Origin of the sequence: Halolamina salifodinae (assembly GCF_017874235.1) — an archaeon.
In the GTDB taxonomy this organism is placed as follows: domain Archaea; phylum Halobacteriota; class Halobacteria; order Halobacteriales; family Haloferacaceae; genus Halolamina; species Halolamina salifodinae.
The window spans coordinates 193,511-218,474 of the sequence record NZ_JAGGLC010000005.1 but is presented as its reverse complement, the minus strand read 5'-3'; the positions used below and the strand labels follow the sequence as shown (position 1 = coordinate 218,474).

Here is a 24,964-nt window from a genome sequence, read left to right as displayed (position 1 = left end):
TTTTCAGGCAGAACGCGAGAAACCAATAGCATGCCAGTCACGACTGCGGCGCTCGTCGGTGCGACCGGCGGCGCGGGCACGACCCGGAGCTGTCTCGAACTCGCGACCGCGCTCGCGGCCGCCGGCGATGACGTGGCCGTTCTCGACGCCGCCTACGACACACAGGGGCTCTCTCGCCATCTCCCGGGGCGGATCGACCCGGACGCGACGGCGCTGGTCACCGACGCGAGCGAGCGACCGCTCTCGGCCGGCCTGACCGACTACGACCCGGACCGGGACGCGAGCGCGCTCGAGGCCGCCGACCTGCCGGAACGGGGCCGGATCGCCTGCCTCCCCGCTTGCGCGCCGTTCGAGCGCCTCGCTCGGGCGAAGACCGCCGAGGCCGCTCAGGAACTGGAGCGCCGCATCGACGAGGCCGCCGCGGAGTTCGACCGCGTGCTGATCGACACGCCGCCGCTCGGGTCGAACCCCGCCGTGGCGGCGGTCACGGCCGCCGACCGGATCGCCGTCGTCGCGCCCGCCATCGAGCGCGGTGTCGACGCAGCCCAGATGACCCGCGGCCGGCTGCAGGACGTGGGGACGAACGCGGACGCCGTGTTTGCTGTCGACCGTGCAGGCGAAAATGCGTTCCCCGAAGCTGACGCCGACGCCGTGCTCCCGCAGTTCGCCGGCGACGCGCCCGCGGGACTCGAAACCGAGGCGGGTGTCGAGACGCTCGCGAAAAGCTCCGAGGCCGTCTTCGACCGCTCGCTGAATTTGCCGCTGGCCGAAGGTGGTATCGTCGAAACCGTCGCCTCGTTGGGCGCGGACCGCTAGAAGAACTCGTCGGCGTCGCCGACGGCGTCGGTGAGCGGATCCTCTGTCTCGGGACTCCCAACGTCCGCCACCGCGGCCGAGAGTGCCGGATCGGCGTCGTGGCTCTCGATGTAGCTTCCCAGTGCGAACTCCGCCTCGCTGGCGCCCGTGAGTTCCAGCGCGTCCGCACGCGAGAGGTCGCCGGCCAGCCAGTCCCGCACTACCTCGCGGGCCATCGGTGACAGCGGCGTCACACCCGAGACGCCACAGCGATGCAGCGCTTTCGCGGCCGTGACGGGGGCGATCCCGGCCTCGCGCGCGCTCTCGCCCACGCTGGTGCCCGCGGCGTGGGTCTCGACGACCGTCGCCGCCGCCTCGGGGGTGCAGGGGAGCCCGTCGGCGTGGTCCCGCAGGCGTTCGACCAGATCGGCGCCCGTCTCGTCGACGGCGGCGACGCCGCGGGCCTCCTGCTCGGCGGTCACCTCGATGCCGGCGGCGATCTCCGAGAGCGTCATACGAGACGGTTCTCCCCGGGATAGTTTAAGAACTTTCCCTATTGAACTATCAGAGCTGTATCGCGGGCTGATAACCTACCGATAACCGGTAGGTTCGCCCGCGGTGATCGGGGTCGAAACGCCGCTGACCACCCGGGTTTATGTATTCGATCGGGACCGATCTTCGAGTATGAGCACGACGCGCTCTACTGGCTGTCCCGAGTGTGAGGGGCGACTGACCGCCGACGGCGACGAGACCGTCTGTGAGAGCTGTGGCCTGATCGTATCGACCGACCGGCTGGACCGCGGCCCCGAGTGGCGGAGCTTCGAGGACGACGACCGCAACCCCGCGCGGTGTGGGGCGCCGCTGACCCGGTCGCGACACGACCGCGGGCTCTCGACGGAGATCGGCCGCAGCGGCCGCGGGAAGAGCCGCAAGTGGTCGCGCCTGCGCCGGCAGCACCGTCGCACGCAGATCCGCTCGAAGCGCGAGCGCAACCAGGTGTACGGCTTCACGGAGATCCGCCGGCTGATGGGCGCGCTCTCCTTGCCCGACCGGATCCGCGACCAGTCCTGTTCGCTGTTCGAGTCCGCCCAGAACGAGGACTTGCTTCGCGGGCGTTCAATCGAGGGGTTCGCCAGCGCGGCGGTGTACGCGGCCTGCCGGGTGGCCGGCGTCTCCCGCACGATCTCGGAGGTCGTCGACGCCGCGAAGGCGACCGCCGACGAACACCGCGCGGCCTACGACGCGCTGAACCGCGAACTCGGTCTCCCGGTCGCGGCCGCCGACCCCGCGGAGTTCGTCGCACGGTTCACGAGCGAACTCGATCTCGGGCAGGCGGTCCGCCGCCGGGCCCGTGACCACGCCGAGCAGGCAGTCGAGTCGGGCCACGCCAACGGCCGCAACCCCGGCGGCGTCGCCGCGGGCGCCGTCTACCTCGCTGCCCGCGAGGAAAACGAGCCCGTCACACAAACCGAAGCGGCCGAGGTCGCTGACGTGACGGCCGTCACCGTCCGAACCACGTATCAGGCGCTGCAGGACTGATCGACGCGTTCGCCATCACTTCTCGGAGCTGTCGACCCGCCCTGCGAGCGCCGCGAACGTGGCCGCCGGATCGCTGTCGGGCGCGGCGTCGACGACCGGTGCCTCCTCCTCGACCGACTGACCAACACGCGGATCAGCGGGAACGGACTCCACCGGCGCCCCCAGCGCGTCCCGAACCGTCGGGATCGGTGGCTCCTCGACCACCCTGTTCAGCGCCACCGCCACGAGCGGCGCGTCGAGTTCCCGGGCCAGTTCCCGGGTGCGGAGCGCGTCGGCCAGCGCGAACGGCTCCGGTGCGGCGACGAGCACGGCGGCGTCGGCGACCGCCAGCGGGACACCCACGTCCGCGCGCAGGCCGGCGGGACAGTCGACGACGGCGGTTCCGTGCTCGCGTTCGACACTCGTGAGCGCGTCGCCGAGCGCCGACACGTCCGCTGCGCGGGCGCCCGCCAGCGACCGCCCGCAGGGAAGCACGGTCACGGGGCCGGCGCGGAGCGCCTCCCGCGCGCTGGCGCGCCCGGCCAGCACGTCGTGGAGCGTCGGCCCGTGATCGGCCGGGAGGTTCGCCATCCCGAGGTCGCCGTCGACGACCACGGCGTCCAGCGCGGCCGCGAGGTTGTACGCGACCGTCGATTTGCCGACGCCACCCTTCCCGCCCGCGACGGCGACGATCACGACAGCCTCCGGAGCGACTGGGTCGGCGGCGTCGCCGCCTCGGCCCGGTCGGCCAGCGTCTCCGCGGCCGCAGCGAGCGCTCGGAGTCGCGTCGCGTCCGCCTCGAGGCTCTCGGCGAGCACCTCGACGCCCACGAGACCGTCGTTTGTGGCGAGCAGGTCGGTGGCCCCTTCCACGCCTACGGCCCCCAATGCCTCGGCCGTCTCGATCCGGGTTCGGTAGTCTGTGAGGGGCTCGTGGGTGTCGGTTGAAGAGGTCGTTTTGCGGGGTCTCGTCGATGTCTCGGCCACGACTGACTCGTCCGATTCGGTCCCGTCGCAGCAACGATCCAACACGTCCCGCGGCGGCCGGTGGTCACCGAGTTTCCGGACCGCGGTGGCTGGGTCGGTTTCCCCGCCTCGGTCTGCCGCCGGTTCGACAGCCTCGACCGCGACCGGCGGCGTCGACTCTGGTGCGGGACAAGCGTAGCCGAGCGCAACCGTCCCGCCGGCCGGGACGACCGTCGTGACGCCGCCCCGGTCCCAGCCAGCCTCGGGGACGCCGTTGCGCCGCGGCGGGAAGACCGGGCCGTCGAGGCGGTTCTCGAGGCGGACCCGGCGGTCGGTCGCGCGTCTGTTCCGCAGGCGGGCCGCGACGAGGCTCACTCCCGCGGCGGACTGCTGTGTCCAATCGAGATCCATCGTCGGACGTGGTGCCCGATCCCGCAAAAGGGGTCGTCCGGTCAGAGCAGGACGACGGGGACGTCGAGTGCGTCAGCGGCCGCGCCCGCACTCTCGAAGCGCCCGGTAGTGTCGATCACCGGGGCTCGGAGGTCGGCGATCCGCGCTGCCGCCAGCGCCGCGGTCACCGCGTCGCCCTCGACGCCAAACGGGTCGAGCGAGAGTGTCGCCTCTCCGGGTAGAGAACCGGCGGCGGCCGCGAACGGGTCCGCGACGCTGGCGGCCAGCGCGCGCCGGGTGTCACGCCGGCGATTCGCCACGCGGTCCTGAAGCCGGAGTCGACGCTCGCGAGACTTTCGGGCCTCGCGCGTGCGGCGCTGGGCGGCTTCGTGGGCCTGTTCGGCGGCAACGCGTTCGGTTTCGGCCTCTGAGAGCCGCCGGGTAGCGTCCTCGAGTGCCGCTTCGGCCTCGGCGGTGGCGGCACCCATCTCCCGACGGCTCTGGAGTCGCCCTCGAGCAGTCGCGACTTCCTCCCGCAGACGTTCGACTTCGGTTCCAGCGTCGGCGAGGCGTCGCCGGGGTTCCTCGGTATCGACGCGCTCGACGGCGATTTCTTGTAGCTCCCGCTGGGCGGCTGCGAGTTTGCGCTCGATGGGTGGGTGGTGGCCGCGGGAGCGTGCGGCGGCGACGAGGCGGTCCAGCGCCGACGTGTCGTCGCCGGGAATCCCGAGCGAGGGCCACCACCGAGTCGGCTCGGGGCAGTCGACGCGCAGGGTCGAGTGGTTCCTCTGAATCGCTTCCCGGACTGCATCGACGGATATCGACGCCGCTCGGAGGTCGATGGCACGATCAGTGCTATCGCCGACGGCCCGCATCAGAGCTCTCGGTCCCGCATCGTCGTCGGATCCGGGTGGTCGGTCCCGGCCGCGAACTTCGCGTAGGGGGTGCTCGGCTGTTCGCGGGTCGCGTAGGCGGCCGCCGCCTCGCGAACCCCCTCGGGGACGGCCGCGTACTCGTTCAGTGGCGACGTCCGTTCGATCTGGACGTCGGCGCCGTGTGTCTCCCGGAGGCGGAGCGCGAGGAAGGCGCCGAACTCGGTCTCGGCCAGCAGCGCTGCGCGGCCGAACCGCCGGATTACGGCGGACTCGTGGCTGCGAACGGCGTTGCGTAGACTCGTCCGTGCCTCGCGGGAGTACGTCGCGACCAGCAGCATTTGACTGCGGGTCTCCGGCAAGAAAATTAAGCCTTGCGGGAGCGGATCGTTTGCTCGCCGTCCTCGTCGACCTCGACGACGGCGTCCATCAGGCTGGTGACGATCTCGACGGTCTGTTCGTCGTGGGCGTCGGGGTCCATATGGAAATGGGCGAACGCGCCGGCGCTGGCCATTCGGCCGGTGATGATGTGAAGGAACTCGTAGGCGGTGTCGAGTTCGACGTACTGCAGCAGGGCGGTCAGGGAGTCGAAACAGACCACCGTGCGGTTGTCGTTGTCGGCCCAGTCGCTCAGGAACTCCGTGATCCGGATGCCGAGCCCCGTGAGGTCGTTCGGGCTGTTGACCGTCTCGATGGGGGCGTTGGGGCCGGGCAGCGACGGGCCGCCGTCGCCGCCGGCGTCGGCGGCAACCGAGCGGGTGGAGTCCTCGACGCTCACCATTCCCATCTCCGCCGGCCGGTCGTCGGTGTGTGCGCGCCAGCGACGAAGCTGTTGGTCGGGCGATTTGGTGTAGGAGACCCAGAGGACGTTCGTGTCGTCGGCCGCGCTCGGACGAAGGAGCTCCGCGCAGTTCTCGCCGTCGCTGAACGACGAGGAGAGAAGCAGCGTGCTGTTCGCGCCGTCGAGTCGGTCGGGGAGCGTCTCAGTTTTCTGCATTGATCTCACGGGCGAGCCTCTTTGCTTACTGTTTGACGGGAACTGTCAAAGTCTTTTCGGCTACGTCAACGCCGGCGTTCAGAGCGGCTCCACCCGGAACTCGGCGTCCTCGGCGTCGGCGAGTGACCGCACGCGCGCTGTGGCGGCTTCGGCGTCGGCGGCGACGACGACGACGCCGTCGGCCGGCGCCTCGCCGTGAGCGCGGTAGGCGCGGCGCGCCTCGGCCTCGAACTCGGTGGCGTAGCTCTGGAGCACGGACTGCACGCGTCGCTGGGTGGTCGCCAGATCGGCGTCGCCGTCCTCGAACGCCCGCAACGACTCCTCGATGTTGCGCAGCGCGGAGATGTGGTCCACGTCGGTCGTCGGTGGCGCGCCCGGGACCATAATGGTTCCCGAGCGTGATCGGCGCTACACAGTCACGGCAACACGCTCCGAGCGCCGATCCGGCGGTCGGCGCCGGTCACGAGCCATCACCAGAAATCGGAGATTTTGGTTGGCAGCCGAGAATCGCAGATTCTCGGCGACGTGACTGGTGTTACGTCGTCCGGAGGTGGCCCTGCACGGGTTCGTACAGTTCGCCCTTCTTCCGCAGGCTCTCGATTTCCTTCTCGGCTTTGTCCTCGTCCATACCGACCTCACCGGCCCGGTCGAGCACCTCCTCGATGGGCGCACCCTCGTCGTACTCCTCCTCGATATCGCCGATGAGCGCCTTCACGCTCTTGATGCGGTCGCGCTGGGACTTGGTGGTCCCCGTTTCGACCACGTCGGCGTCGAACTCGCCGGTCTCGGGGTCGACGCCGATGTCTTCGAGGCTGTCCCGGACGATCTTGATCACCTTGTCGGCGTCCTGCTCGTCGACGGTGTCCGAGAGGCGAACCCGGGCAGAGGCCTCTGCCAGCCGAACCAGCGCCTCCAGCTTTCGGGCGGTGACGGGCACGGGGGCGTCCTCGTCGGCGCCCTTCGCGCGCAGGTCGACGTAGAACTCCTCGATGGCGTCCTTGGCCTCGTCGGTCATCGTCGGGTAGACGTTGCGCTTGGCGTAAGCGATGTACTTCCGCAGGAGTTCGGCGTCGATGTCCGGCGCCACGTCCTCGGTGACGTCGTCGACCTCCTGCTCGGTGAACTCCGAGTTGGGCACCTCCTCGCGTTGGGTGTTGAGCTCACCGGCGTAGTTCGTCTTCAGGATGTGCTCGGCCAGCCGACTGTCGTGTTCGGGGTCTGGCTCGTCGGTGACGGTGAAGATCAGGTCGAACCGGGAGATCAGCGCCGGCTCGAGGTCGATCTGTTCGCCGATGGGTTCGTACTGGTCGAACCGGCCGTACTTCGGGTTCGCGGCACCGAGCAGCGAACACCGGCTCTTGAGGGTGGCGTTGATCCCGGCCTTGGAGACCGAGATCTTCTGCTGTTCGAGCCCCTCGTGCATGGCTGAGCGGTCCGAGGAGTTGTGAACGACGAGCCCGTTCGCGACGAAGTTGTGCGTCCCCTCGACGGTCAGATCGTACACCTTCGGTGTCTCGCCGTCCTCGATGCGGTCGAGCAGCGCCCGGAGCTCGCGTCTGACGGCCCCGATCTCCGCCAGCGCGGCCTCGCGGGCGTCGTCGAAGCGGTCGGTCTCGACGGTGCCCGAGAGCCATCGCGAGACGGTCGACTGGGCGACGCCGAGACCCCTGGCGAGGCCGTCGTGGCTCACCCCGTGGGCGTCGATTTCGCGGGCCAGTTCGTCCAACGACTCGACCGTCGGTTCGCGGGCGAGCAGTTCGCGAGCACGCTCTTCGGCGGTTTCGGTTGGGCCGCCGAGGACATCAGTGAGCCGTTCCCGAAGCACGCGACCGCGGTGCTCCGCCGACTCAGGGTCGACGGTCTCGACCGACTCGACGCGACGCCACTTCACGTCGCCGTTGACGAACTGCCGGAGGTCGTCGAGGTCGGTCTCGGACACGCCAGCGACGATCTCCTGCAGCCGTTCGGCCACCACCTGTCGGACTGCGTCTCCCTCTCCCCACTCTCGGGAGATCTGCTGTTGGCTCAACGCCGTGCCGTCAGCGAGTTCGGACTGGGAGGCGTGATAGCGGGCCTTCAGTTCCCCCAGCGTCTCCCAGTCGGGGTCGTCGAGCAGGGAGCGGTCTTCGGCCGCCGACTCGCGTCGGCTTTCGAACGCGTCGAGCACCCGACGCGCTCGGTGGAGCGAGACGTTCGCCGTTCCGTTCTCGAAGTCGCAGTACGTTACCGGATTGATGCCGCACTCGGACTGATGGAGGCGGAGCGAGTCACGCGCGTCCGAGAGCAGGCCGTCGATCTCCGGAATCACGTCCAGAATCGTCCGGTCGCCGTCCGCGGAGTCGACGACCTCCTCCAGCGCCTCGGCCTTCCGCGTCGCGGTGAACCCGACGAACCGACGGAACGCCGCAAGCGAGTCGGCGTCGGTCACGGTGAGGTAGTACACGTCCCGGCCGTCGTCGCGCTCGTCACGCTGGAGCTGACTCGATACGCCGAACTGGAGCAGGAGGCTCCGCGTGCCCCGTAGGAGGTCTCGGCTCGCGGAGGCCACCCGGACGTTGCCGCTGGCGACATCGACGTGGCCCTCGCTGTCGGCCAGCGCGCGGACGAACGCTGCCTTCGCGGCCCGCGACCCCGTCGAGACTGCGGCGGGGAAGCATTTCTCGTCGTAGCGGCCGAGGCTCATCCCCGCCTCGAGCACGGCGTCGGCGTGTTCCTTCCCGTTCACGCGGACGGTTCCGACGCCGCCGCGCTGCTCGCTCGGCGGGCGGGTCGGCGTCGTACCGAACGCCTGCTCGGCAGCGCGCTCGAAGTCGTCCAGTAGCTCCCCGTCCGCGTTGACGAACCGAACGCCGTAGGACCCCTCCTCGCGGTCGTAGTAGACGTTCCCGTCGCCGGAGAGGTAGCCGAGCACGCTCGCCATCGCGGGCGAGACGCCGTCGTCGACGCTGACGCTGTCGGTCACCCCCGGTTCGGCGGCTACCCCTGCACCGTTCGCGGCTTTCGTCGGCACCTCGCGGGGGACGTACACCCAGTCACCCTCGTCGAGCCGTGCTGCCTCGCGCTCGATTCGCTCGCCGTTTTGGAGGACAAAGAACGGGTGGTCGGCGGTCGCGGTCAGTTCTTCGCCGGTCGCCATCTCCACCCGCGTGAGTTCACTCGGCGCGTCGTACTCGTGGACGACCGAGACGGGTCGTTCGACGAACTGCCCGTCCTCGTCCATCGTCCAGACATCGAGGTCGACATCGCGGACCAGTTGGCCGTTCGAGAGCGACTCGATCTCGCCGTCCTCGGCGGCTTCGCGGGCCAGTTCGTCGATGCGCTCGACGCGGCCGTCCGAGAGAGAGACCAGCGTGTCGCCGGTCACGCAGTCCATCTTGTCCAGCTCGTCGACTGCGGCGATGCCTTTGTCCGCGAGCACGAGTGCGCCGGCTTCGAGCGTCCACTGCTGGCCGTCGCCGAAGTCGTCGCGGACCGCGGCGGCGGTGAGCCCTGCCGCGGACGACCCCTTGCCGGAGGTGTAGACGGATCTGGGGGCGACCTGTTCGACGTACGAAATCATCTGGGAGTTGTGAGAGACTACCCCGTTGGAGATGTAGTTGTGCGTCCCTTCGACCTCTAGGTCGTATACCCAGTCGTCTTCGGGTTCGACGGCCTCGATCGACTCGATCCGGTCCCAGTCAATGTTCTTCTCCGCTGACGGGGCTGTGGACTGCGTCCCGACTGCAGTCGTACCACCGTCGGCCAGTACTGGCTGATATTCTTGGGCTGTCGCGACGAACTGTCCCGCCTCGAGTTTCGCGGCCCGAACTGCGTTTGGCCCGACACTCCCCGGAACGAACAGCGGGTGCGACGGCGTCACGTCCAGTTCTCGGCCACTGGCGGTACGGATCCGGTAGAGCTTCTCGGGCGCCTCGCGCTTCCAGACTTTCGTCGCGCGCTGTGGCTCGATATGTCCGTCGTTCTGCATCGACGGCACCTCGAAGTCCACCTCGTCCCAGACTCCGTCGTCGACGGGCTTCGGGTCGTCGAGGTTCTCTTCGACCAGTTCACGGATCGGCCGTTCGTGCCCGTCTGCGAGTGTCACTCGCGTATCGCCGTCGAGACACTTCCCGGTACCGGGGTCCCCTATCAGCAGCAGGTGTAGGTCACCACGAATCCGCGAGCCGTCCGGGAGGTGTTTGGTCACTCCGGAGAACAGCTGGAGCACCATCGCGAGTTTCTCCTGGTCGTAGCCGTAGATGGCGGGCGCGATGGAGCCGACCATCTTCTCGTAGATCTCGGGGTCGTTCGAGAGTTCGACGATCTCGGCGATGTCCTCGTCGTCGATGTCCATCGCCTCGAACTCCTCGTCCTCCATCTCGACGGTGACCCCGTCCATGTAGAGGTCGAACAGGGCGGTCTTCTCCTGGCCCTGCGTGACCTGCTCGATGTGGAGCACGCCGGTGACGGTGACGTGGTCGCCGGCGGTCACGTTGCCGGTCACGTCGTCCTCGATGTCGACGTCGATGCTCTGGGGCGTCTCGCCGCCGCGGAGTCCCTCGGGGCTCTCCTGCACCCGGAGCTTCTGGGAGTCGACGAACTCCGACTGGTCGTGGTTGACCGAGAACGGCCCCTGTCGCTCACAGCCCTGACACTCGTGGGGCTCCTGAAACCCCCCGTCGGTCTGGGGGATGTAGCTCATCGTCCCGCAGCGCTGGCACTCGAAAGCCGCCTCGGTCACTTTCGGGCGCACGTCGGTCGCCTTCCGGATGATCCCCTGCACGGCGACCAGCGAGCCGATGTGGTCGTCCTGCACCCGGAGGTCCCGGATGTCGACGGTCTGCTCGCTCGGGAGGTTCCGCAGGCGCACGTGGGCCTGCCCGAGACTCACGTCGGCGGGCAGGTCGTAGAGCCGCAGGGCCTCCTCGGCGTACTCCTGCATCTGCTCGGGCTTGGCGAGGTAGTCCTCCGCGAGGTCCCGGTCGAACGTGAACAGGTCGTTGTAATCGACGTAGAGCGAGCGGCGCTCGTTGGGGTACTCCTGTGCGAGGCGGCCCACCTCGTCCCGGTAGTAGTTCCGGTAGAACTGGATGAAGCGATCGGTAAGTTCCTGGTTCCCCGTCTGAGCCATCTTACGAGGCTTACTGGCCTCATGGGTTAAGGAGTATCGCCTCCGACGACCGACGGGATTCGTTCGTGATAATCAACGTTTGGGTTCCGGAGAAACACTTATCCCCGCCCGGCGCATGGTGACGCTTGTCATGGCTATCCGTGGTGACGAGATCCGGCGGCGAACTGGCTTCGAGCGCGTCCTCTCGTGGTTCGACACGGAGGACGAGGAAGTCGAGAGCGAGGCCGCTTACCGGACGCTCGAAGACGAGTTCCTCTACTGACCGGCGTCGACGCCGCGCCCCGGTCGGGGTGTCGTTAGCCCCGCTTCGGGTCCCGGACCGCTCTCTCGTCACCACACTCGTTTCCGGTTCTCACCCCCAGATCGTCACGTCCGAGCCACGCTCCTCCATCATCTCCGCGGCACGGTCGGCCCAGCCAGTGACGTGGAAGCCGCCCGCGACCACCAGCGCCATCCAGACGTAGGTGGCGCCGATGCCGACGTAGGCGCCCAGCGGCCCCCAGCCGAGCACAACGCCGAGCAGGAACGTGAGGCCGAGTTGGAGGCCGAACACGCCGGTCGTCCGCGCGACGAACGGGATCCGCGTCTCGCTGGCGCCCTGCAGGCCGCCGGAGAGCACCGAGAACACCACCAGCGCCGCGCCACAGATCCCGTACACCTGCGCGAACGCGACGGCGTAGGTCACGGTTTCAGGGTTGCTGGTGAACAGCGAGACGAACGCGTCGGCGGCGAACACGAGGCCGACGCCGACGCTGCCGACGGTGACGAGTCCGAGGCCGGCGACGGCCCACCCCTCGAAGCGCGCGCCGTCGGCGTCACCCTCGCCGAGTCGCTGGCCGACGACGACGCTGGCCGCGACGTTGTAGCCTCGCGAGAGCGGCCCCGTCACCTGCTGGTACATCCGGCGGCCGATCTGGAAGCCGGCGTTGACCGGCTGGCCGAACCCCAGCAGGATGGCGTTGAACGGGAACTCCGCGATGGTGGAGGCAAAGCCCTCGGCGACTTTCGGCGCGCTCACGACCACGAGCTGTCGGGCGATCACGAAGTCACGGGGCCGGGAGAAGGAGGCGTCGGACCAGTCGGTCCAGATAGCCAGACAGAGCATCGTCGCGGTGAACACGTTCGCGACGGCGGTGGCGACGCCGACGCCGACGATTTCGAGGCGGGGGATCCCCAGCGGCGCGAACCCGAAGCCCAGCGCGACGCTCCCGACGATGTTCATCGCGTTGGCGACGACGTTGACGTACATCGGCGTCCGGGTGTCGCCGGTACCCTGCAGCGCGCGGGCGCCGATGAGCGCGACGTGGCGTGCGGGCGCGGTGGCGAAGATGATCGCCAGATACGTCGACCCCAGCGCCACCACGTGTTCGAGGTTCTCCACGTCCTGCCCCGCCCCGAACACCCGGATCGCTGGCTCGCTCAGGAAGAACCCCAGCAGCATGAACGGGATCCCGAGTAAGGCCCCGAGCAGGATCCCCTGCGTGATGGCCTCGTCGCGGTTGGCCTCGGCGGCGGCGCCGCTGTCCTGCGAGGAGAGCGCGATAGTGCCGCCGCCGAGGCCGAGACCGATGCGGAGCGGCATCCGGGCGTAGAGGTCCGCGAGGCCGATGGCGACGACGCTCGCGGGGTTGAACGTCGCGGTGACGATGACGTCGACGGTCCGCATCAGCGTCCGGAACGTCTGCTCGGCCATCACCGGCCACGCCAGCGCGATAACCCGCTTCCAGACCGCCCGGATGCGGGGCCAGTCCATGCGCCGGCCTTGCACGGTGGCGGCTTGACGCTGGCGGAATCGGCGACCCAGCGGGTGGACAGTCGGTGGCGTTTTGCCCCGGCGCGCTGAACGTCCGGGCGTGACCGAGGACTGGCGCGAACGGCTGGCCGAGGTGGGGGAACTCACCCCCGCGATAGTCAGCGCCATCCTCGACGCCCACGGCGACCGGGGCTCTCGCGCCATCGAGGCCGTCTCGGAGGGTCGGGTGAAGGAGTACCGCGACTTCACGGTCGTCGTCGGCCACGAGGACGAGTACGTCGTCGAGGACGGTGGCTGTACCTGCGCCGACTCGGCGTACAACCTCGACAGCGAGGCCGGCGAGCGCTGTTGGCACGCGCTCGCCGTCGACATCGCCGAGCGCGTCGGCGCCGTCGACCACCACGACATGTGGTACTCCGAGGTCCGCGAGTTCATCTGAGCCGGCCGCAGCGGCCGGCTCGGCGCCCGTCCGGGAGTCAGAAGCGTTTAGACCGTCGGCTTTCTAGGTACCAGTATGCCGGAATGTCCGCTCGCCGACGACTGCCCCAGCTTCTCCGAGCGAATCGATGGCATGGGCTGTCAGCACTACGGCGACAAGGGGGGTGCCGAGTGGTGCAACCATTACGACATGCCCATCGACGAGCTCAAGGAGCAGCCCGTGAAGCCGGGCGAGGAGATCGTCGTCGACGTGACGGACATCCACGAGAGCGGCGCGGGCGTCGGCCGAACCGAGGACGGCTTCATCGTCCTCATCGACGGCCTGCTGCCCGAGTGTCGCGCCCGGGTCCGCATCGACCGGGTGATGTCCAACCACGCGAAGGCTGTGAAGGTCGTCGAGAAGATGCCCCTCGAAGAGGACGAAGAGGGTGACGAGGAGGCCGACAGCGCCGAGGACGAAGACGAGGGCGAGGAAGGCGAAGGCGATGAGGAAGCTGCTGACGAGGACGAGGAAGACGACGAGGAGGAAGAGGAGCGCAGTCGGCCCAGCCGGGACCGCGAACGGCTGGGCTCGCGCGACAACTTCTGGGGCAGCGACGGCGCCTGAGGCGCACGTCACGAACTGTAGGCTTTTCACCCGCGAGCGCACACCATCTGCCCATGGACGACGCCGAGACCGCCGAGGGGACCGACGCCGACGAACTCCTCGCGCGGGCTGGGTTCGATGCCGCGAGCAACGTGCTCACCCGCCGGCAGGCGGAGGTACTCGCACTCCGGGAGCGGGGGCTCCGCCAGTCGGACATCGCCGACCGGCTGGGCACCTCCCGGGCGAACGTCTCCAGTGTCGAAGCGAGCGCCCGCGAGAACGTCCAGAAAGCGCGTGAAACCGTCTCCTTCGCCGAGGCGCTCTCCGCGCCGGTCCGGGTCCGGGTCGCCGCCGATACGGACCTCTATGACGTGCCCGAGCAGGTGTACGACGCCTGCGACGAGGCCGGCGTGAAAGTCGGCTACGCCGCGCCGGAACTGATGAAGATCGTCGGCGACGCCGCCGGCGACGCGGTTCACGGCCGCGAAGTCCGCGAAGAGCTACTGGTTGGCGTCACCAGCGACGGGCAGGTGCGGGTGCGCCGCGCTCACGAGGAGTAGCCAGCGCTGCACGAACTGCTCCCGAGCCTCAGAACGACCCTTCTTCCTCCAGTAGCGCGACCAACTCCCGAACACGCTGGGCCTCACCCTTCGGCACCACCAGCACGCGGTCGTCGTAGGCGACCACCGCGAGCCCCGAGACCCCGACCAGCGAGACGTGTTTGTCGTCGCTAACCACCACGTTGTCCGCGGCGTCGACGGTTCGGTGGTCCCCGATGGCGACGTTGCCGTCGCCGTCCGGCGCCAGCACGCGGTCCAGCGCGTCCCACGAGCCCAGATCATCCCACGCGAACGCGGCGTCGACGACGGCGACGGTCGCCGCGCGCTCGAGCACCGCGTAGTCCACCGAGACGGGATCGACCGCGGCGAACCCCGCCTCCGGGTCGCCGTCGTCCAGCGCCTCGACAAGCGGTGCCAGCGGGGAGTCCGCGGCGGCCGCGAGGAACGCCTCGGGCGTCCACGCGAACATGCCGCTGTTCCACCGATAGCCGGCGTCGACGTACTCCCGAGCCGACTCGGCGTCGGGCTTCTCGTGGAACCGCGCGACGTCGTGGAACGCCTCGCCGGCGGCCTCCCGCTTGGTTCCGGGTTCGATGTAGCCATAGCCCGTTTCCGGGCGCTCGGGCGTGACGCCGAACGTGACCAGTCCACCCGTCTCGCGGGCGACGCGCGTACCGGTGGTCATCGCTTTCTGGAACGCCCCGTCGTCGCCGACGTAGTGGTCGCTGGGGAGGGTAACGACCACGAGGTCATCGTCGCCGTCGGAACCGCCATACTCCTCCCGGATCCTGTGGGTCGCGTACGTCAGCGCCGGCCCGGTGTCCTTGCCGTCCGGCTCGACCAGCACGTCGGCGTCGGGGGCGTGTTCCTCGATCTCGTCGGCGAATCGTGGGCGGGTAGCGACGACCACCTCGTCGGCGAAATCGGCGCGGTCGACGGTCCGGGCGAGCAAGGAGCGGTCGCCGCCGATGGGGAGGAACTGCTTGGGTCGGTCGCCGCGGCTAGCCGGGTAGAGTCGGGAGCCGATACCGCCGGCGAGTACGAGTGCGACGGTCGTCTCGCCACTCACCACGTCTCGACGACCCCCTCGCGGACGTCCTCGGCACAGCCACGGCAGTCCGGGTGGTCGGCGTCGAAACACGACGGGCGGCCCTCGCTGTCGACATCGACCGCGCGGCGCTCGGCGTCGCGCCGGCAGACGATTTTCGCGCGCCCTTCGTCGTCGGTCGGGAGGTCGAACGCCTCCGCTCGGCCCTCGCGGTACGCCTCGCGGGCCTCCTCGAACTGCTTGCCCGCACGCCGGAGATTGGTCCGGATGAACCGCCCGAGGCGCTCGTCCATGGCCGTCCGTGCGAGCGCCGCGCCCAAAGAGGCGTCGCCCCGGCGGCCGATTCGGGGTCGTCGACGCCCCAACCGCCATCGACCCAATCGCCGTCGCTCGGGTTTCAGTTTCGCCCCGGTGGGGGAACCTTAACAACCATGAGGCGCCAACCTCGCTATGCCTCCCGACGAAACACAGGCGGAGGCAGGCAACCTATGAGCGAGTTAGAGACCCACGCAGCGGAGATAGCCGAACAGTTCTCGGACCATCTCGACGTCTCCGAATCGGATGTCGAGGAGCGGCTTCGAACCTTAGTCGACGAGTACCGCGTCCCCCTCGAGGAGGCGCGCCGAAGCGTCGTGAGCCAGTATCTCGAGGAGGCGGACCTCGAACGCGACGAACTCGGCAGCGGTGACAGCGAACTCACCCTGTTGGGCGACATCGACGCCGACGAGGAGTGGATCGACCTCCGCGTGAAAGTCGCGGACCTCTGGGAGCCCGGCCACGAGTCCATCGCACAGGTGGGCCTGCTGGGCGACGAGAGCGGGACGATGAAGTTCGTCGCGTTCGACACCTCAGACCTCCCGGAACTGGCGGAAGGCCAGAGCTACGCCCTCTCGAACGTCGTCACCGACGAGTACGAGGGGAGCTACTCGGTCAAACTCAACAAGACCACGACCATCACCGAACTCGACGAGGAGATCGAGGTCGGCGACGACGCCGTCAGCGTCGAGGGCGCACTGGTCGACGTGCAGTCCGGATCGGGGCTGATCAAGCGCTGCCCCGAGGACGACTGCACGCGCGTGCTCCAGAACGGCCGCTGTTCGGAGCACGGGCAGGTCGACGGCGAGTTCGACCTCCGCATCAAGGCCGTCCTCGACGACGGTCAGGACGTCCACGAGGTCATCTTCGACAAGGAGACCACCGAGGAACTGACTGGGATCGATCTGGAGGAGGCCAAGCAGATGGCCACCGACGCTCTCGACACCACCGTGGTCGTCGAGGAGATGCAGGGCGACCTGCTGGGCCACTACTTCGAGGTGTCCGGCCCCGTCTTCGGGCGCTACGTGCTCGTCGACGATTTCGAACGCCTCGACAGTCCGGCCGATCCGGAGAGTGCGCTGATCAAAGCGAGGTCGATCTAAATGTCCGCAAACGCCCCAATGCGCGAAGTCGCCCGACGCGCCTTCGCCACCGAGTTCAACGACGCGAGTCACTCGTTCAAGGAGTCCGACGACGAACGCGCTCCGGCCTACCAGCTCCTCCCCACGGGGGAGAAGGCCAACCGCGTGTTCTTCGTCGGCACCCTGACCGAGAAGGAGGACATCGGCGACGACAACGAGTACTGGCGCGGCCGCATCGTCGACCCGACGGGGACGTTCTTCGTCTACGCCGGCCAGTATCAGCCAGAGGCCGCCTCCACGCTGCGTGATCTCGAACCGCCTGCCTACGTCGCCGTCGTCGGCAAACCGCGAACGTACGAGACCGACGACGGCTCGGTGAACGTCTCGGTTCGCCCCGAGTCGATCACCGTCGTCGACGCCGCGACCCGGGACCGCTGGGTCGTCGAAACCGCCGAACGCACGGTCGAGCGCGTCGCCGCCTTCGACGACGAAGGGAACGAGTACGCCCGGATGGCCGCGGACCGCTACGAGGACCTCGACCCCGACCGCTACCGCGAGACCGCCATCGAGGCGCTCCGGAGCATGGAGGGCGCCGAGGAGGAGAGCGAAGCCGAACCGACGCCGTAGTTCGGTTCGCTCCTCGCCGGCCCCGTGTCGCCGGTCCCCGTACCCGCCCCGGCCGACCCCGGACCCGTTTTTCGCCGACCGAGGCGCTAAGTACCAGCGCGTGAGAGACGACGCCGTGCACGAACCCCACACCCGACCGAGCACCGGCCAGCGACGCGATCCGGAGGGCCGATGCGCGTAGCCGTCGTCGGCGGCGGCGCCGTCGGCGTCACTGCGGCCCACGACCTCGCAGCGGCCGGCGCCGACGTGCGCCTTTACGAACGCGACGAGGAACTGGGCGACGACCGAACCCGGGCCCGGCACCACGTCGAGGGGAGTTCCCACCGCGCGGCGGGTGTGCTGGCGCCCCGGCCCACCAACGCTATCGGCGCCGAAATCGCCGAGCGCGCGCTCGACCGCTTCGAGTGGCTGGGCGACCGCGATCACCGATTCTCCGTCGAGCCAACCCAGCAGGTAACTCTCGTCGGCGCCGACGCCGAGGAGAAACAGGAGTCGCTCCGCAAGCAGGTCGACGCCGCACGCGAGCACGACGTCGACGTGGCCTGTCACGACCCGGAAACCGTCGCCGAGCGCTTCCCCGAACTGGATCTCTCGGGAGTCGGCCTCGCGGCCGTGACCGAGCGCGCGGCGTACACGACGCCCGGCCCGGGCGCGTACGTCGCGGCCATGGCCGACCGCGCGCGCGACGCCGCCGTCGACTGCTGGACGGGCGTCGAGGCGTCGATCAGCCACCGCGGCGACGGGCCCAGAGTGGACGGCGAGCGCTTCGACGCCGTCCTCGTCGCGGGCGGCGGCTGGACCAAGCACGTGCTGGCGCCGACAGGGATCCAACTCCCGCTCAAACCCTACCGCGTGCAGGCGCTGGTCTCCGAGACCGACTACGACGGGCCGATGGTGCTCGACGCCGACGCCGGCGTCTACTTCCGCCCACACCCGGAGGGCCTGCTCGCCGGCGACGGCACAGTGCCGGAGGAGTGCGACCCGGACGGCTGGGAGCCAAGCGGCGACGACTGGTTCGTTGAGGGCGCCGTCGAGGCCGTCGAGGCCCGGACTCGGGTCGACGCCAGCGACGGTGCCGATGCCGACGCGGCGTGGGCCGGCATCGCGACAGCCACGCCGGATCACGAACCGCTGCTGGGTGAGGTGGAGTCGGATCTCTACGTCGCCACTGGCTGGCAGGGCCACGGCTTCCTCCGGGCGCCCGCGACGGGCGAGGCCATCGCCGAGCAGATCCTCGGCGAGCGAGACGCAATCGAGCGGTTCGACCCCGGGCGGTTCGACGGAGTGCCCGAGTTCGCTATCGAAGAAGGAATGTCGGTCTGAGCTACGCGTCCGCGGAGTCGTCGTCTTCGTCGGCCGCCTCAGATTCGTCTTCCGCCGCTTCGGCCTCCTCGTCTCCGGCTTCCGAGAGCGGCACGTCGGTCGTGTCGGTGTCCTTCGGGATGCGTACTTCGAGGGTGCCGTTCTCGGTGAGCGTCGCCTCGGCGTCCTCGGCGTCGACCATCGCGTCCGGCGGGAGCTGTGTTCGCCCGGAGAGCGCCAGCCCGCGGCCCGGGAACCGCGTGTCGAACCCTTCGTGGAACGCGCGGAAGCGGTCCGCGCGGACCTGTACCTCGCCGTCGACGAAGCGGACCTGCACGTCCGTCGGTTCGACGCCCGGCGCGTCGAACATGACGAGGTAGGCATCCTCGCTCTCCAGCAGGTCGTAGGGCAGCGGTTTGCGCTCTTGAACGCGGCCCACGCCGCGGCCGACCCGCTCCATCACCGCGTCGACGGCCGACCCGCCGATGTCGCCGAGTCCCGTCATAGCTCGATCTCTTCGAGGCAGTCTGTCCCGCCACATAACGGGCAGGACAGATCCTCGACGGAGTGGTCGTCGGCGATGTCGTAGGTGTAGTGGTTCTCGAACATGTCCAGTTCGCAGTCCTCGCTCGTGCATTTGACCTCCTTCGTGGCGGGCATCGTGGCCGTTCGTTGGGGCGCCGACGGCATAAACGGGGTGGCACCGGCCACCGAACAAGGGGGTGGGCACCGGCCACCGAACAAAGGGGGTGGGCACCGGCCCCCACAAAACCGAAACCCTCGCCGACCGAAGACGGGGTATGGCCAAGCCGCGGATGGTGTACGACGACGACTGCGGGTTCTGTACGTGGTGTGCCGCGCTCGGCGTCCGCTTTGGCGACGTGGCGGCGGTGGGCTTCGGGGAACTCTCGCCCGACCAGAAAGCCCGCCTGCCCGAGGACTGGCGCAGTTCGGCGCACCTGCTCACTGACGACGCCGTCTACTCCGGCGGCGCCGCGATTCAGGGGGTGCTCGTTCGGATGAGCGTCGCCTTCGCGGCGGCGTTCTGGCTGCTTGAGAAGATACCGGGCTACGACCGCCTGCGCGAGAAACTCTACCGTTGGGGCGCCGACCGCCGGGACTGGTGGGGGAAGATCGTCAGCCGGGATTCGCTATAGCTCGTCGCGGACTTCCGCGAGCACGCTCCGGCAGGTCGCGCGGTCCCGCAGCGGCGCGCCGGCGAGATACTCCGAGAGCAGTTCCCGGACGAGCAGTAGCGACTCGCGTTCGAGACAGAGCGGGTCGCCGCTCTCGAGGGTTTCGAGCAGTATAATCGCGTTATCGGTCTCCTCGTCGGTCTCCACCTCGCCCGGGGCGGGCGGCGACCCGATGTCGCCGCCGGTCGACGTGGCTGCCTCTTCGGCACGCCGATCCAGGTACTGGAGCAGCGCTGCGTGGAGGACCCACTGTTCCTCGTCGCCGAGATCGAGGCGGGCACCATCGTCGTGTTTCGGGTCGGCCATCGGCCTTACAGGCTCTCCGGCGTCCAGACGGGTATAGTTACGCATCGCGCAGGTGACCGTTGGACTCTCGGAGGGCGCCGAGTCGCTCCCGGAGCGACGCCGCCATCGCCCGCGCCCGCCGCGCGACCGCCTGCGGCGGATCCTGATCCCCGCGCTGGAGATGGAGCGACCGGAGGTAGGAGAGGCCGTTGCAGAGCACCAGCGCCTCGCGACGCCGGTCGAACCCCGCGGGAAGCGGCCGGACCGACTCGTAGGCCTCGCGGAACACCGACTCGGGAACGCCGTGCTCCGCACCCGGGCCGAACACGGGGAGGACGGTCCGGAGGTAGTCCCACTCCGCCGGCGCCGCGAGTGCGTGCTCGAAGTCGATGACGGCGGAGGCCTCGCCGTCGGCACCGGTTCCGATATGTTCGCCGAAGTAGTTCCCGTGACACAGCACTGTGTCGCCGGCCGCGTCGAACAGGCCCCGATTCTCCCGGACCCACGTGACGACCTCCTGCGCGAGATCGCCGTAGCCGACTTGCTCCAGATAGCGCGCCCGGCGCTCGAGCAGGGTGAAGAGGGTGTCACCCCAGCACGGATCCGAGTCGATGGGCGGCGATTCGGGGTCGTCGACGCCCGACGAGCGGGGGAAGCCGGTCCACCCGATCTCGGCGGTTTCGGCGTGCAGCGTCGCCAAGCCCCGGCCGAGTGCTCGGATTCGGGATACGTCTCGCGTGGGCGTCCCGTCCGGGACCTCATCCATCCAGCGTGCGACGAAGTGGTCGTCGCCGACGGCGAGCAGTTCGGGCACGGGGATGCTGGTCGACTCGGCGACGTACCGCATCACCGCAGCCTCGGCGCCGAGGTCGGATTCGGGGTGGGTTTCGACTTTGCAGACCGCGCGCTCGCCCCGGAACCGGACCTCGTAGGTGGCGTGCGGGCGGATTCGGTGCAGTTCGCGAACGATCTCGTAGTCGTCGGTGTCGGTCGCCAGTGCGTCGTGGATCTCGGGTTCGGACATGGTGAGCGTCGCGTGACGGGCGACGGCCGGCCGGAACGGTGCTGCGGCTCCGGCCGGGAGAAGACGGATTATCCGTCACGGAGATCGGATAAGTAAATTCTGCTTTCTGGGTGGTCAGCTTCCGTTGGTCGTACACTGCGGCGATCAGCAACAGCATCTCTATCGTTGGCACCTGAGAGGCCGCAAAGCGCCGGACACAAGGCCCGGCGCAGCGCCGATTCCCCACCCCTCCCCCCGCGCTCGCGGCAGGTGCGAGCGCGAGGCGTCCACTGCAACCGGCGGTGGCGCGAAGCGTTTGCGTCGACGGACGCGAACCGAGCGCGAGTCGGCTGGGGAGGCTGTGGCCTGTGCGGGGCAGTGCGGTCACAAGTGGCCCTGGGAACTCCGCGGTGCTGTTCGCCGTCGTGGCGACGTTCGCAGCACGATCAACCGAGATACGTCCACGATAAACAGCGGCTCCAGAAACCACCGAAAAGACCTACTCGTAGGCCGGAATCCCCGTCAGATCCTCGCCCAGGATCAGCGTGTGGATGTCGTGAGTCCCCTCGTAGGTGTACACCGTCTCCATGTTCGCCATGTGGCGCATCGGCGAGTGGTCGGCGACGATGCCGTTGCCGCCGAGCATCTCCCGGGCCACCGGCGCCTGCTCGCGGGCCATCCGGACGTTGTTTCGTTTGGCCATCGAGACGTGCTGTGGCCGGAGGTCGCCGCGCTCTTTCAGGTCCGCGAGGCGATAGGCCAGCAACTGTGCGGTGGTGATCTGGGTCGCCATCTCCGCGAGTTTCTGCTGCTGGAGCTGGAACCGGCCGATGGGGCCGCCGAACTGCTCGCGGTCGGTGGCGTACTGCCGCGCGGTCTCGAAGCAGTCCCGTGCGGCGCCGACGGCGCCCCACGCGATGCCGTAGCGGGCCTGCGTCAGACAGGAGAGCGGGCCCTTCATCCCCTCGACGCCCGGCAGCACGGCGTCCTCGGGGACGTGGGCGTTCTGGAGCGCGATCTCGCCGGTGATCGACGCGCGCAGCGAGAGCTTCTCGTCGATCTTGTTCGTCGTCACGCCGTCGGTGTCGGTCTCCACGAGGAACCCCCGGACCGGATTCCCGTCTGCGGAGCGGTCCTTCGCCCAGACGACCGCCACGTCGGCGATGGGGGAGTTGGTGATCCACGTCTTCGAGCCGTTGAGCACGTACTCGTCGCCCTCCTTCACGGCGTGGGTCTCCATCGCGCTGGGGTTCGAGCCGTGTTCGGGTTCAGTGAGGCCGAAACAGCCGACGGCGTCGCCGGCGCCGAGGTCGGGCAGCCAGCGCTCCTTCTGGTCCTCGCTGCCGAACGCGTGGATGGGGTACATCACCAGCGCGCCCTGCACGGAGGCCATCGAGCGCAGGCCGGAGTCGGCGGCCTCGAGTTCCTGCATCAGCAGGCCGTACGCCGTCTCGGAGACGTTCGGCGAGCCGTAGCCCGCGAGGTTGGGCGCGTAGAACCCCAGTTCGCCCATCTTCGGGATGAGGTCCGTGGGGAACGTGCCGTCGAGCCAGTGCTGGCCGATGTCGCCGCGGACCTCCGAGTCGACGAAGTCCCGGGCGGTGTCACGGATGAGTCGCTCCTCCTCGCCGAGGTCGGCCTCCAGTCCGAGGTAGTCGAGCATAACCTGACTATGAGGGTAATCTGCACAAAGTTGTTGGCAATTCTGGCTGAATGCGAGGGAAAGCTCTTTTACCCATATAGGCTGTATCTATAGTTACAGCAGGCGGCACCGGAGGCGATGATCCCTCTCTGAAGGGGTATGAGGCTTCGGCGGCTGCCTGGTTTTCGGCTCTATCTCGCGAATCGCAAATCGTGGAGAACGCCGGCTGCAGTTCCACAGTCACCCCGCGTGTAGTTCCGCCGCCACGAGTACGCGGCGATATCTGCGAGTTGAATCCCCGGAACGCTCTGACTATCACGCGTTTCGAGTTCGAGATTGGTGTTCTCCACAGCTCCGTGCGTAGTCGGACGCAGGCTGGTCCCATGTCGTTGAGTCCAGAAGCACTCGAACGTCGCTGATCGACCCATCCAGACAGACCTGTTCGGGATGTACGAGTGGTTTGAGAACGGCGTTAAGGGCGAACGATTGTATTACTCTCGGGCGATCGAGTCTGTCGATGTAGTCCGAAATTGTTTCGGTAATCGTGTCTGGAGTAAACGCTACGAGGCTGAACCCGACGGGGTAGCTCATTGACCACGGGAGGGAGGACTGTTCGATAGATTCGTCCTCGTAGACCACGTTCCGTAGGTAGTCAACTCCCGTATTCAGTGTGTCCGGACCAGCTTTTGATCCCTTAAGTTCGTTCGGACCCCCTTCGAACATCGTCTCCATCAGCTTGTCTTTCGTCCCGTCGAGTGTGTCTATTGCTCTCCTTTCGGAGACGAACCAACAGCCGGCCACGGTGTAGCACTGCCCGCTATCCTGTCGACCGCTCTCGTCGACACAGACGTACAGCGTGGCCATGTAACACGAGGCGACTATCTCTCCTATCAGTATTTTGAAATAGGGGATCCTGGAAGCAAACCTCGTCAGTCGTCGGTTGCTGTCGGTTCGATACCGTTCTCGGTCGCCACCTCCTCCGCATACTGCGTGAAGTTCTCGAACAGGCGTTTCACCTCGCAGGCCGCCTCGTAGTTCGCGGGCGTGATGTCCGCAAGCACTGCGTCGACGCGCTCGTCGCCGATCTGATCGCGCTTCCCCTCGGTCACTTCCTCGGCGGTCGCGATGTCGTACTCGGGGTGGAACTGGACGCCCCACGCGTGGCCCGCGCGGAACGCGTGGACGCCGTGCTCGTTCTCTGCGAGCAGTTCCGCCTCGGCCGGCAGGTCGACGACGGCGTCGCCGTGGGTGGTGAACGCGGTGAACGAGTCGTCGATGCCGGCGAGCAGTTCGTCCTCGGCGGCCTCGGGCCGCCGACGGATCTCGTTGTAGCCGATTTCGAACTCGTCCATGCCGGCGACGCGGCCGCCGAGTGCCTCGGCAACGGCTTGGTGGCCGTAACAGACGCCGAGCATCGGAATCCCCTGTTCGTGGGCCTCGGCGGTCCAGTCCAGCAGCGGCGGGATCCACGCCTCGTCCCAGTAGACGGAGGCGCGAGAGCCAGTGATCACGACGCCGTCGTAGGCGTGATCCGGGGGCAGTTCGCCGTCGGTCACGTCGAACTCGGCCAGATCGGCGTCGAGTTCGCGCCGGAAGTTCCGGCTGGTGTTCTCGTCGCCGTGGGCCGCGTGCAGTAGCGCGAAGCGGAGCCTGCTCATGTACTGTGCTCCACGCCGCGTCGAAAAGACGCTTTCCCCGCCGTGGGAGTGGTTCGCTACTCGTCGGCGCCGCCGTCCTCGGAGATCAGTCGCCACGCGTCGCCCTCCTCCGCGAGGTAGCCGCGGTAGACCATCTCGTCGAGCACCTCCTCCAGCCGGTCCGGCTGGGCGATCTCCATCTCGATCCGGTCGATGCCGTGGTGCTCGGAGAGCAGGCCCCGGATCGCCTCCTCGTCGAACAGTTCGGCGTCGTCCTCCTGAGCCATCGCCCCGGAGATCAAGTCGACCATGTCCTCGATGAAGTTCCACGGGTAGACGACCCACGTCCACTCCGCGAGGTTCTCGCCGACGTAGTCCGGGTCGAACTCGGAGGTGTCGAGCAGTTGGAGCGTGGCGGTCCGGACGGATCCGGCGCCGCGGTCGCGGACGTACTCGTCGGCGCGTTTGATCGACCCGCCGGTGTCGGCGATGTCGTCGATGATCAGCACGTCCTTGCCCTCGACGCTGCCCTCCGGCATCGGGTAGCGCACCTCGGCGCCGTCGGTCTTCTGGGCGGCGCCGACGTAGTGTTCCATCTTCAGGCTGGCCAGGTCGTCCAGGCCGAGGAAGTCACAGATACACCGGCCGGCGAACCAGCCCCCGCGGGCCAGCGCCACGACGACGTCCGGTTCGAACGCGTCGTCCCGTACGTCGTCGGCGACGTCCCGACAGAGCCCGTAGATATACTCCCAGTCGGTGATCGTACAGTCGAAATCCTCGGGGAGGTCGCTCATCGCTCGGCAAATCGGGTGGCCGGCAGTTAAGCGTTCAGAAGCCCGGCTG

Annotated in this window: 29 protein-coding genes; 10 read left to right on the top strand and 19 right to left on the bottom strand. The window is 68.4% G+C overall.

Annotated features, from left to right (window positions below):
* The first annotated feature begins 30 nt into the window (after nucleotides 1-30).
* Entirely contained in the window at nucleotides 31-816 is a 786-nt protein-coding gene (locus J2753_RS12180; protein ID WP_209492330.1) for a ParA family protein, read from the top strand.
* Here the strand turns inward: J2753_RS12180 and J2753_RS12175 are convergent.
* On the bottom strand, nucleotides 813-1,310 hold the full coding sequence (locus J2753_RS12175; protein WP_209492329.1) for a DUF7858 family protein: 498 nt from the start codon (nucleotides 1,308-1,310) through the stop codon (nucleotides 813-815). The genes J2753_RS12180 and J2753_RS12175 overlap by 4 nt on opposite strands.
* 169 nt (nucleotides 1,311-1,479) lie before the next feature.
* On the opposite strand from J2753_RS12175, the gene J2753_RS12170 reads away from it, so the two are divergent.
* Nucleotides 1,480-2,334 carry a transcription initiation factor IIB gene (locus J2753_RS12170; RefSeq protein ID WP_209492328.1) on the top strand — a complete coding sequence of 285 codons (855 nt, stop codon included), beginning with the start codon at nucleotides 1,480-1,482 and terminating at the stop codon, nucleotides 2,332-2,334.
* 15 nt (nucleotides 2,335-2,349) lie between these two features.
* Here J2753_RS12170 and J2753_RS12165 read toward each other — a convergent pair whose 3' ends face one another.
* From J2753_RS12165 to J2753_RS12135, 7 genes are all read right to left on the bottom strand, one after another.
* Entirely contained in the window at nucleotides 2,350-3,009 is a 660-nt protein-coding gene (locus J2753_RS12165) for a MinD/ParA family ATP-binding protein (protein WP_209492327.1), read from the bottom strand.
* A complete protein-coding gene (locus J2753_RS12160; RefSeq protein ID WP_209492326.1) occupies nucleotides 3,006-3,689 on the bottom strand; it encodes a DUF7857 domain-containing protein in 684 nt (227 codons plus the stop codon). The genes J2753_RS12165 and J2753_RS12160 overlap by 4 nt, the downstream gene beginning before the upstream one ends.
* Nucleotides 3,690-3,730: 41 nt before the next feature.
* Nucleotides 3,731-4,543, bottom strand: coding sequence for a DUF7856 family protein (locus J2753_RS12155; protein ID WP_209492325.1), 813 nt, complete (start codon nucleotides 4,541-4,543; stop codon nucleotides 3,731-3,733).
* Nucleotides 4,543-4,881 (bottom strand): DUF7855 family protein, encoded by a 339-nt coding sequence (locus tag J2753_RS12150; RefSeq protein ID WP_209492324.1) that lies wholly within the window; start codon nucleotides 4,879-4,881, stop codon nucleotides 4,543-4,545. Before J2753_RS12150 ends, J2753_RS12155 begins: the two co-directional genes overlap by 1 nt.
* Nucleotides 4,882-4,907: 26 nt before the next feature.
* On the bottom strand, nucleotides 4,908-5,537 hold the full coding sequence (locus J2753_RS12145) for a DUF7504 family protein (protein WP_209492323.1): 630 nt from the start codon (nucleotides 5,535-5,537) through the stop codon (nucleotides 4,908-4,910).
* A 78-nt stretch (nucleotides 5,538-5,615) separates the two neighbouring features.
* Entirely contained in the window at nucleotides 5,616-5,891 is a 276-nt protein-coding gene (locus J2753_RS12140; RefSeq protein WP_209492416.1) for a DUF7854 family protein, read from the bottom strand.
* 181 nt (nucleotides 5,892-6,072) lie between these two features.
* Nucleotides 6,073-10,647, bottom strand: a complete 4,575-nt coding sequence (locus J2753_RS12135; RefSeq protein ID WP_209492322.1) for an LAGLIDADG family homing endonuclease — start codon at nucleotides 10,645-10,647, stop codon at nucleotides 6,073-6,075.
* Nucleotides 10,648-10,777: 130 nt separating this feature from the next.
* Between J2753_RS12135 and J2753_RS14585 the strand changes: the two genes are divergently transcribed.
* Nucleotides 10,778-10,909 carry a hypothetical protein gene (locus J2753_RS14585; protein WP_281064221.1) on the top strand — a complete coding sequence of 44 codons (132 nt, stop codon included), beginning with the start codon at nucleotides 10,778-10,780 and terminating at the stop codon, nucleotides 10,907-10,909.
* A gap of 90 nt (nucleotides 10,910-10,999) precedes the next feature.
* Here J2753_RS14585 and J2753_RS12130 read toward each other — a convergent pair whose 3' ends face one another.
* Nucleotides 11,000-12,400 carry an MATE family efflux transporter gene (locus tag J2753_RS12130; RefSeq protein WP_209492321.1) on the bottom strand — a complete coding sequence of 467 codons (1,401 nt, stop codon included), beginning with the start codon at nucleotides 12,398-12,400 and terminating at the stop codon, nucleotides 11,000-11,002.
* 100 nt (nucleotides 12,401-12,500) lie between these two features.
* Between J2753_RS12130 and J2753_RS12125 the strand changes: the two genes are divergently transcribed.
* The 3 genes from J2753_RS12125 (at nucleotide 12,501) to J2753_RS12115 (ending at nucleotide 13,984) form a co-directional block, all read left to right on the top strand.
* Nucleotides 12,501-12,839: a hypothetical protein gene (locus tag J2753_RS12125; RefSeq protein ID WP_209492320.1), complete on the top strand. Its 339-nt coding sequence runs from the start codon at nucleotides 12,501-12,503 to the stop codon at nucleotides 12,837-12,839.
* A 75-nt stretch (nucleotides 12,840-12,914) separates the two neighbouring features.
* Nucleotides 12,915-13,445 carry a TRAM domain-containing protein gene (locus J2753_RS12120; RefSeq protein WP_209492319.1) on the top strand — a complete coding sequence of 177 codons (531 nt, stop codon included), beginning with the start codon at nucleotides 12,915-12,917 and terminating at the stop codon, nucleotides 13,443-13,445.
* Nucleotides 13,446-13,498: 53 nt separating this feature from the next.
* Nucleotides 13,499-13,984 (top strand): Tfx family DNA-binding protein, encoded by a 486-nt coding sequence (locus J2753_RS12115; protein ID WP_209492318.1) that lies wholly within the window; start codon nucleotides 13,499-13,501, stop codon nucleotides 13,982-13,984.
* A 28-nt stretch (nucleotides 13,985-14,012) separates the two neighbouring features.
* Here the strand turns inward: J2753_RS12115 and J2753_RS12110 are convergent, their stop codons facing one another.
* Together J2753_RS12110 and J2753_RS14465 are read right to left on the bottom strand one after the other, a co-directional pair.
* Nucleotides 14,013-15,056: a mannose-1-phosphate guanylyltransferase gene (locus J2753_RS12110; RefSeq protein WP_321168820.1), complete on the bottom strand. Its 1,044-nt coding sequence runs from the start codon at nucleotides 15,054-15,056 to the stop codon at nucleotides 14,013-14,015.
* Nucleotides 15,050-15,325, bottom strand: a complete 276-nt coding sequence (locus J2753_RS14465; protein WP_245334616.1) for a DUF7091 family protein — start codon at nucleotides 15,323-15,325, stop codon at nucleotides 15,050-15,052. The genes J2753_RS12110 and J2753_RS14465 overlap by 7 nt, the downstream gene beginning before the upstream one ends.
* A gap of 195 nt (nucleotides 15,326-15,520) precedes the next feature.
* Between J2753_RS14465 and J2753_RS12105 the strand changes: the two genes are divergently transcribed.
* From J2753_RS12105 to J2753_RS12095, 3 genes are all read left to right on the top strand, one after another.
* Nucleotides 15,521-16,450: a replication factor A gene (locus J2753_RS12105; RefSeq protein ID WP_209492316.1), complete on the top strand. Its 930-nt coding sequence runs from the start codon at nucleotides 15,521-15,523 to the stop codon at nucleotides 16,448-16,450.
* Entirely contained in the window at nucleotides 16,451-17,056 is a 606-nt protein-coding gene (locus tag J2753_RS12100) for an RPA family protein (RefSeq protein ID WP_209492315.1), read from the top strand.
* 171 nt (nucleotides 17,057-17,227) lie between these two features.
* Nucleotides 17,228-18,379 (top strand): NAD(P)/FAD-dependent oxidoreductase, encoded by a 1,152-nt coding sequence (locus J2753_RS12095; protein ID WP_209492314.1) that lies wholly within the window; start codon nucleotides 17,228-17,230, stop codon nucleotides 18,377-18,379.
* Between the two features lies 1 nt (nucleotide 18,380).
* Here J2753_RS12095 and J2753_RS12090 read toward each other — a convergent pair whose 3' ends face one another.
* Together J2753_RS12090 and J2753_RS12085 are read right to left on the bottom strand one after the other, a co-directional pair.
* Nucleotides 18,381-18,863, bottom strand: a complete 483-nt coding sequence (locus J2753_RS12090; RefSeq protein WP_209492313.1) for an Hsp20/alpha crystallin family protein — start codon at nucleotides 18,861-18,863, stop codon at nucleotides 18,381-18,383.
* Nucleotides 18,860-19,018: a DUF7559 family protein gene (locus J2753_RS12085; protein ID WP_209492312.1), complete on the bottom strand. Its 159-nt coding sequence runs from the start codon at nucleotides 19,016-19,018 to the stop codon at nucleotides 18,860-18,862. Before J2753_RS12085 ends, J2753_RS12090 begins: the two co-directional genes overlap by 4 nt.
* A gap of 140 nt (nucleotides 19,019-19,158) precedes the next feature.
* Here J2753_RS12085 and J2753_RS12080 point away from each other — a divergent pair, with 140 nt between their 5' ends.
* Nucleotides 19,159-19,515: a DCC1-like thiol-disulfide oxidoreductase family protein gene (locus J2753_RS12080; RefSeq protein ID WP_209492311.1), complete on the top strand. Its 357-nt coding sequence runs from the start codon at nucleotides 19,159-19,161 to the stop codon at nucleotides 19,513-19,515.
* On the opposite strand, the gene J2753_RS12075 is transcribed toward J2753_RS12080, so the two are convergent.
* The 6 genes from J2753_RS12075 to J2753_RS12050 all read right to left on the bottom strand — a co-directional run bounded on the left by J2753_RS12075 (nucleotide 19,510) and on the right by J2753_RS12050 (nucleotide 24,915).
* A complete protein-coding gene (locus J2753_RS12075; RefSeq protein WP_209492310.1) occupies nucleotides 19,510-19,860 on the bottom strand; it encodes a DUF7853 family protein in 351 nt (116 codons plus the stop codon). The two genes, J2753_RS12080 and J2753_RS12075, sit on opposite strands and share 6 nt — an antisense overlap.
* 37 nt (nucleotides 19,861-19,897) lie before the next feature.
* Nucleotides 19,898-20,863, bottom strand: a complete 966-nt coding sequence (locus tag J2753_RS12070; protein ID WP_209492309.1) for a phosphotransferase family protein — start codon at nucleotides 20,861-20,863, stop codon at nucleotides 19,898-19,900.
* Nucleotides 20,864-21,341: 478 nt separating this feature from the next.
* Complete coding sequence (locus J2753_RS12065; protein ID WP_209492308.1) at nucleotides 21,342-22,505, bottom strand: acyl-CoA dehydrogenase family protein; 1,164 nt, start codon at nucleotides 22,503-22,505, stop codon at nucleotides 21,342-21,344.
* Between the two features lie 294 nt (nucleotides 22,506-22,799).
* Nucleotides 22,800-23,348, bottom strand: coding sequence for a hypothetical protein (locus J2753_RS12060; protein WP_209492307.1), 549 nt, complete (start codon nucleotides 23,346-23,348; stop codon nucleotides 22,800-22,802).
* Between the two features lie 65 nt (nucleotides 23,349-23,413).
* A complete protein-coding gene (locus J2753_RS12055) occupies nucleotides 23,414-24,142 on the bottom strand; it encodes a type 1 glutamine amidotransferase (protein ID WP_209492306.1) in 729 nt (242 codons plus the stop codon).
* Between the two features lie 56 nt (nucleotides 24,143-24,198).
* Nucleotides 24,199-24,915, bottom strand: coding sequence for a phosphoribosyltransferase (locus J2753_RS12050; RefSeq protein ID WP_209492305.1), 717 nt, complete (start codon nucleotides 24,913-24,915; stop codon nucleotides 24,199-24,201).
* Nucleotides 24,916-24,964: the final 49 nt, after the last annotated feature.